Source organism: Pseudomonas sp. EGD-AK9 (assembly GCF_000465935.2).
In the GTDB taxonomy this organism is placed as follows: domain Bacteria; phylum Pseudomonadota; class Gammaproteobacteria; order Pseudomonadales; family Pseudomonadaceae; genus Aquipseudomonas.
This window is the reverse complement of record NZ_AVOF01000284.1, coordinates 1-4,102: the sequence shown is the minus strand read 5'-3', so window position 1 is coordinate 4,102 and position 4,102 is coordinate 1. Positions and strand designations below refer to the sequence as shown.

Below are 4,102 nucleotides of genomic sequence, written 5' to 3'. Positions count from 1 at the left end.
CTGGATGTTCTCCGCCAGCAGCATGCCCAGGCTCGCCAGCAGGTACAGCGAGAGCCCGGCCAGCAGCACCGGGCGCCGGCCGAGACGGTCGGACAGCGGGCCGAGCAGCAACTGACCGAGACCGAAGGCGGCGACGAACAGCGACAGCGCCAGCAGGCTGCTGCCCGGCGCGGCGTGCAGGCCGCGCTCCAGGGCGCCGAGCGCGGGAATCAGCAACTGGGTGGAGATTTCCCCCAGGGCGGTGAGCAGCATCAAAAGCAGCAGCAACAGACGGGAGGGGGACGGACGCATGGCGAATCTCCGGCTCGGGGTATTTATATTTCAACCATAATATGAAAGATTAGATGTCGTCCATCATAAAATTGGGAGACCCGCATGAACCCGCAAGACCGCGATACCCGTCTGGCCGCCTGGCACGCCGAAGAACAGGCGCTGCGCGCCAATCTCGCCGCCCCTGGCACCCTGGCCCTGGCCGAGGTGGCCAGCATGGCGCCCATGGACTTCTTCGACCGCATCGGCCGCGGTGAGCTGCCCAGCCCGCCCTTCGGCCAGCTGCTGGATTTCGTGCCGCTGCAGTGGGCCAGCGGTCGTTTCGTCTTCCAGGGCACGCCCGATGCGCGTCACTACAACCCACTGGGCAGCGTGCACGGCGGCTATATCGCCACCCTGCTCGACTCCTGCATGGGCTGCGCGGTGCACACCTTGCTCAAGCGGGGCCAGGGCTACACCACCAGCGACCTGCGCGTCAGCTACATCCGCGCCCTGCGCAGCGACGCCGGCCCGGTACGCGCCGAGGGCCGCATCATCCACCTCGGCCGCTCCACCGCGCTGGCCGAAGGACGCCTGTACGACGTCGACGAGCGCCTCTACGCCATGGCCTCCACCACCTGCCTGATTCTCGATATGGCGCCGCCGACGCCCTGAGTGCACAACGCGGTCGCGCCAAGGCGCGGCCGCGGGTGTAAGATGACAGCCAACATCTGAATCATCCGGAGCACCCCATGCGCTATTCGGAAGACCACAAGGCCAAGACCCACCAACGCATCATCGACGAGGCCGCGCTGCGCTTTCGCCGCGACGGCATCGGCGCCACCGGCCTGCAGCCGCTGATGAAGGCCCTGGGCCTGACCCACGGCGGCTTCTACGCCCACTTCAAGTCCAAGGACGAGCTGGTGGAGACCGCCCTGCGCCATGCCGTGCAGGACCTTGCCAACAACACCGAGCAGCAGGCCGAGAAGTCCGAGGCGCCGCTGCCGCGCTTTATCGCCAGCTACCTGTCCAGCGCGCACCGCGCCAACCCCGGCGCCGGCTGCCCGCTGCCGACCATGTCGGCCGAGCTGGGCCAGCGCGGCGAGGCCAGCGAGATCACCGACGCGCTGATCCGCAATCGCCTGGCGCTGATCGAAGACAACCTCAAAGGCGACGACGCCGCCGAGCAGAGCGTGCTGCTGCTCTCGGCCATGGTCGGCGCCCTGCTGCTGTCGCGCAGCGTCAAGGACCCCGAGCTGTCCGACCGCCTGCTGAAGACCACCCGCCGCCTGCTGATCGAGCAGGCGCAGGACGCCCAGCAACAATAGGGGCGCCTGACCGGCGCCCCGCACGCTTATTTGTAGCGCGCCGCCGCCTGGCTGTGCGACAGGTTCGGCCCCAGCGCCGCGCGGGCGGCGACGAAGGCGTCCCAGTCGGCGGCATCCGGCAGCGAGGGGATGGTCACCAGCTCGCCCTGATCGAAACCGGCCAGCGCCGCGTCGACCATCTCGCCCACCTCCATGATCATCGACGGCGGCAGCGCCGAGGCATCGGTGCCGCTGCGCTCCCAGATCTCAGTGCGGGTCACCCCCGGCAGCACCGCTTGCAGCTGAACGCCCGAGCCGCGCAGTTCGCCGGCCAGGGTCTGGGTCAGGCTCAGCACATAGGCCTTGGTGGCGCTGTACACGGCGTTGAACATCTCCGGCGCCAGCGCCACCACCGAGCCGATATTGACGATGGCGCCACGCCCGGCCTGGCCGAAGTTGGCGGCCGCGGCGGCGGCCAGATGGGTCAGGGCCACCACGTTGAGCTGGATCATCGCGTCCACCTGTTCCAGGTCGGCGCCGGACAGCGGCCCGTTCATCGCCACCCCGGCATTGTTCACCAGCAGGCCGATGCGCGCGTCCTCGCGCAGGCGCTGCGCCACCTTGCGCACGTCGGCCGGCACGGTCAGGTCAGCCGGCATCACCTCGACGGCGACGCCGTACTCGCCGCCCAGGCGCTCGGCCAGGGCCTGCAGGCGCTGGGCGTCGCGCGCCACCAGCAGCAGGTCGTGACCACGCCGAGCCAGACGCTCGGCATAGGTGGCACCGATGCCGGAAGAGGCGCCGGTGATCAGGGCGGTGGCGGGTTTGCTTGCAGAGTTCATAGCGTTCTCCATGAAGAGGTTTGAGCGGGCCAGTTAGATTACAACCATAATCTTAATCGCCTATATGAACCTCGCCATACTGCTCGTCAATGGCCTTTCCACTCCAGCCGACCAATGACCGCCACGGCCGTGCGCACCAACTTATGGCCGTTTCTGTCCCAGCGGTCAGCAAAAGGTGCACGAACGGCCGCCATCCTGCGCCGAAATGCAAGCCATCCGATTGATTTGCAAGGTCTATCGCCAATCACGAGAATTGGCGCCGTTTTTGCTCTAGCTGCACCAGCCTGACCAATCAGACAGGTTTACAACCATAACGACACGCTACACACCAGGAGCCTTCATGAACCGCACCCTTTCTTCGCTGATCCTCGCCGGCGGCCTGCTGGCAGGCGGCCAGGCCGTCGCCGGCGACCTGCTGCACTGGCAGGACAACAGCCTGACCTACCTCTACGGCCACGACTTCAAGATCGACCCGGAAATCCAGCAGACCGTCACCTTCGAGCACGCCAGCGGCTGGAGCTTCGGCGACCTGTTCATCTTCGTCGACGCGATCAAGTACAACACCGACGCCCGCAACGGCGCCGGCGACGGCCATACCTTCTACGGCGAGTTCAGCCCGCGCTTCTCCCTGGGCAAGCTCAGCGGCGCCGACCTGTCGTTCGGCCCGCTCAAGGACGTGCTGATCGCCACCACCTACGAGTTCGGCGAGGACGACGTCGAGTCCTACCTGATCGGTCCGGGCTTCGACCTGGCCATCCCCGGCTTCGACTACTTCCAGCTCAACACCTACCTGCGCACCACCGATGGCAGCCGCCCCGGCGACAACGTCTGGCAGATCACCCCGGTGTGGAGCTACACCATCCCGGTCGGCGAGTCCGACATCCTCATCGACGGTTTCATGGACTGGGTGGTGGACAACGACGAGAACAGCCGCGGCGCCTACCACGCCAACCTGCACTTCAACCCGCAGATCAAGTACGACCTGGGCAAGGCGCTGAAGTGGGGCGAGAAGCAGCTGTACGTCGGCCTCGAGTACGACTACTGGAAGAACAAGTACGGCATCAAGGACGGCGGCTTCGTCAGCGCCAACTTCGTCGGCCCGACCGACCAGAACACCGCCAGCCTGCTGGTCAAGGCGCACTTCTAAGCACCACCGAGGACTGGGCAACGTCGCTTGCGAGTGCCAGCATGCTCTGGTCACCTTCGGGAGCGGCGCCATGCCCGAGTTCATCGCCAGCCACACCGCCGAACGGCTGCAGGCCCTGCACCAGCAGGGCTTCGTCCTGCTGCCCGGGGTGCTGGATGCGCCGCGCATCGCCGCGCTGCGCACCGCCATCGATGCCCTGCGTCCCATCCACTGGGACTACCAGGGCAGCCTCGACCACTACAAGTGCCTGTTCAACCGCGACCCGTTCTGGCTGCCCTACCTCGACCTGCCGCAGGTGATCGAGCTGGCCGAAGCGGCGCTGGGCGAGGATTGCCACGTGATCGGCCAGACCGCCTGGCGCTGCCACCCCGGCTTCGTCGGCAGCGAGCTGCACCTGGATCATCTGCCGATGGCGCTGCCGCCGAGCCTGCTGGACGATCCCGCCTTCGAGCTGCCGATGCAGATCTGCACCGCCCAGCTCTATCTCGACGACATCGACGCCGAGCTGGCCCCGACCCGGGTCATCCCCGGCAGCCACCGCGCCGGCCGGCCGCCCG

At 67.1% G+C, this 4,102-nt stretch carries 6 protein-coding genes; 4 read left to right on the top strand and 2 right to left on the bottom strand.

From position 1 onward, the window contains the following. On the bottom strand, positions 1–291 hold a 291-nt coding region (locus N878_RS13920; RefSeq protein ID WP_031303170.1), incomplete at its 3' end, for an MFS transporter. 84 nt (positions 292–375) lie between these two features. Here N878_RS13920 and N878_RS13915 point away from each other — a divergent pair. After that, positions 376–924, top strand: a complete 549-nt coding sequence (locus tag N878_RS13915) for a PaaI family thioesterase (protein ID WP_021444251.1) — start codon at positions 376–378, stop codon at positions 922–924. A 77-nt stretch (positions 925–1,001) separates the two neighbouring features. Next, the gene (locus N878_RS13910) at positions 1,002–1,577 is read left to right on the top strand and encodes a TetR/AcrR family transcriptional regulator (RefSeq protein ID WP_021444250.1); all 576 of its coding nucleotides are present in this window, start codon (positions 1,002–1,004) and stop codon (positions 1,575–1,577) included. A gap of 26 nt (positions 1,578–1,603) precedes the next feature. Here N878_RS13910 and N878_RS13905 read toward each other — a convergent pair whose 3' ends face one another. Beyond that, the gene (locus N878_RS13905; protein ID WP_021444249.1) at positions 1,604–2,398 is read right to left on the bottom strand and encodes an SDR family oxidoreductase; all 795 of its coding nucleotides are present in this window, start codon (positions 2,396–2,398) and stop codon (positions 1,604–1,606) included. 340 nt (positions 2,399–2,738) lie between these two features. Here N878_RS13905 and N878_RS13900 point away from each other — a divergent pair, with 340 nt between their 5' ends. Both N878_RS13900 and N878_RS13895 read left to right on the top strand, forming a co-directional pair. Then, positions 2,739–3,545 carry an outer membrane protein OmpK gene (locus tag N878_RS13900; protein WP_021444248.1) on the top strand — a complete coding sequence of 269 codons (807 nt, stop codon included), beginning with the start codon at positions 2,739–2,741 and terminating at the stop codon, positions 3,543–3,545. A gap of 70 nt (positions 3,546–3,615) precedes the next feature. Next, positions 3,616–4,102, top strand: a 487-nt coding sequence (locus tag N878_RS13895) for a phytanoyl-CoA dioxygenase family protein (protein ID WP_021444247.1), incomplete at its 3' end; no start/stop codon positions are given.